Below are 2,736 nucleotides of genomic sequence, written 5' to 3'. Positions count from 1 at the left end.
CTTTTTAACTGTCCCGTTTACCGAAATGGTTTCCTGTCCGGAGGTAAATACATTGAACTGCTGGCGCAAGCGGAGCATGGCTGAATAGACGCCAAATAATTTTAGCCTGTTCGCATCGTCCAGGTAATTCCAGCGTACAGGTTTCTCTCCCACCCTTCCATTCTGATCGATGGAAACATCGTATCCCAGTTCACCGAATTGCCAGATCATTTTGGGCCCGATAAGTGAAAGGAAGAAGGCAGTGGGCGGCGGCGATTTCAGTTGGTGGGCGACCGAGTTTGGGGAAGTGGTCTTCCCATGCTGGGAGTGTAGTTCGGAGCTGTCAGACCTGAATACCGGGGGAGGGCGGGGACCGTCCCGGACCTGATGGAACGTATCGACTGGTGTCAACAGAAGGGCTTGTCGTGGTTCCGTCACAATGTTCTCGTGGTCGGCCGGCGTGGCTCGAAGAACTTTTGTGCTTCGATAATGGTCGCCAGGCTGGTGTGGAAGCTGATTTGTTACCGCGACCCCCAAAAGCATTATCAGCTTCCTTCCGGAAAGCCTCTGCGGGTCCTGGTTGTGGGTCCCGACCTGGATTCGGTCAAGAAGAATGCGTTTGGGGACATTGTGAACCTGTTCCGTCACGCGAAGTCTTTTCAACCGTATCTGGGTGCGTCGACGGCCACGATGCTCAGTATCCTCACCCCGGCGCAGTTGGCGTTGGGGGCTCAGCCGGGTGTCGATGTCGGAACTATTCAGATAGTCGCCGCGGCGACGACAGCAACTTCTGGACGAGGGCCAGCAGCGATCGGAATCGTCTTCGACGAGCCCGCCCACGTTCAGGGGGCTGGCTCAACAGCGGACAGCATTGCTGTGTTCAGACAGATGACCCCGGCGGCCGGCCAGTTCGAAAACGACGGGTTGATCATCCAAATCTCGACCCCGTGGGAGAAGGTCGGACAGTTCTACCTTTCCTACTGTGAGGGACGAGAAGTGCGGCCGGGAGACTTTAAAGCTGCCTACCCAAACACTCTCATGATCCAACAGGCGTCTACGGGCCTGTATAAGGATTGGGAACGCGCCGATCAGATACCAATGTGGCCAGGAGGGCCAACCTATCGGGGTGGACTTCGTCCGGTCATCACCCAAGAGTTCGTCGATGAGGAGTACCGGCGCGACCCCGAATCCGCCGACACCGAGTGGGGAGGCCAGTTCCGTGCGAACCGACATCCGTATCTCACCGTCGCCTCCATCGACCGGGGGTTCGGACCATATCAAGGAGTTCTCCTCGAGAACAAAGCTCATGGATATATGCACAATCGATATGTCGCGCACGGCGATCCGAGCCGTTCGAACGCCAACTTCGGTTGGGCAATCGGACATGTAGAAAGCGACGAGTTCGGACACCCCCACGTAGTCTTCGACTTGCTCAAGGCGTGGTTACCGGGCGACTACCCCAACGGTGTCATCAACTACCTCGAAGTGAACAACGAGATACTCGAATACATAACGGCCTTTTACCTTCGAGTGGTCACATTCGACCAATACGCATCTGCGGAGCCGATCCAGCTGCTCGAATCCCGATGCCGGGCGGCTGGAATGTGGTGGCAGCCAAGAATCTTCGAGCGGACCGCCACGGCGGCTCACAACCTCCGAGCAACGGAGATATTCAAAACCGCCTGGAACGCCGGATTGGTCCACGCCCCGCCCCATGCTCTTGCCAGAGCCGAGCTCGAACACCTGACCAGGCACGGAGACCGGATCGTGGCCCCAACCACCGGGCCGGTCAAAACGAAGGACCTGGCGGACGCCATGATCAACGTCGTATACACCCTCCTGCACGACCGTATGGACGAAGTGTACGCAGCTTTCTCTGGTCTCCAGCTACGGGGATCAGTCCAAGGCGGAATCACACCGACACCCTATGTCCGAGACCGGGGTGACCCTCATCAACAACTCAGTAATTTCGGCAGGGACGTCCGAGACCGAAACCTGCGGTCTAACAATCCCGCCCGCGGCCTCAACAGGAGAAGACGATAGGACGAAACGGAAAAATCCGGCTCAGAGGACGACAAACGACGACAATCGGCGACAAAAAGTCAAGGTTTCGGCTCTAAGAAACCTTAGAGTCGCTCACCTCGATGAGGACAACAGACCTCACCAAATCGGCCTAGACCTGACGACGGCGTTCCGGATTTAGACCAAACACGTTCTGCCACCCATCGGCGAACGGCCAAAAGGCCAAATGGCAATTGGCTTTCTCGAGTTGTCAACAATCCCACGCGGGCGGGATCGGTTGAAAACGCGGTTGGAAACTCCTGTTGGTGTTGTTGGCTGCGTTGCTTGTGAGTGTAATGGGATCCGGGTCGGGGGCAATGTTGCTTCGAATGCCCGTTGGCAGCCGTTTGGGCAGCGCCGGACCCGGTGTTGGAGGGTGTTGTGCGGGGTGGCCGGTTAGGCGGTCTGGTGGAGTCGGATCAGGTCGACGGCTTGGGGGGTGGCGAAGACGTGTTCGGTTTGGGCGTTTCGGTAGGCCTGCCAGGCGAGCATGCTGAGGGTGTTCTTTTCGAACCCGTAGTGGTGGAGTCGTTCTCTGGGGTGGTGGTCGTCGATGACCCGGTTGGCCGATTCTGCCGAGGCGCGCAGTTGGTGCTGGACGTCTCCGAAGAGCGGGTCGGTTTCGGGGAAGGCCCGGAGGTGTTCTGGCCGGTTGTAGCCGGTGAGTTTGTCTCGGGCGGTTTGGTCGAGGCGGAT

2 protein-coding genes are annotated in these 2,736 nt (G+C 57.9%); one reads left to right on the top strand and one right to left on the bottom strand.

Features of this window, described 5'->3' with window-relative positions:
- Positions 1–366 precede the first annotated feature (366 nt).
- Positions 367–2,022, top strand: a complete 1,656-nt coding sequence (locus tag JJE47_13915) for a hypothetical protein (protein MBK5268520.1) — start codon at positions 367–369, stop codon at positions 2,020–2,022.
- Between the two features lie 414 nt (positions 2,023–2,436).
- On the opposite strand, the gene JJE47_13910 is transcribed toward JJE47_13915, so the two are convergent.
- Positions 2,437–2,736, bottom strand: a 300-nt coding sequence (locus tag JJE47_13910; protein MBK5268519.1) for a hypothetical protein, incomplete at its 5' end; no start/stop codon positions are given.

It is taken from the genome of Acidimicrobiia bacterium, assembly GCA_016650365.1.
Taxonomy (GTDB): Bacteria; Actinomycetota; Acidimicrobiia; order Spongiisociales; family JAENVV01; genus JAENVV01.
The sequence above is the reverse complement of the archived record's forward strand: the minus strand, read 5'-3'. Positions and strand labels throughout refer to the sequence as shown.

Coding starts and splice junctions, on each gene's coding strand:
- JJE47_13915 (MBK5268520.1), top strand. CDS start 367: ATGGAACGTATCGACTGGTGTCAACAGAAGGGCTTGTCGTGGTTCCGT.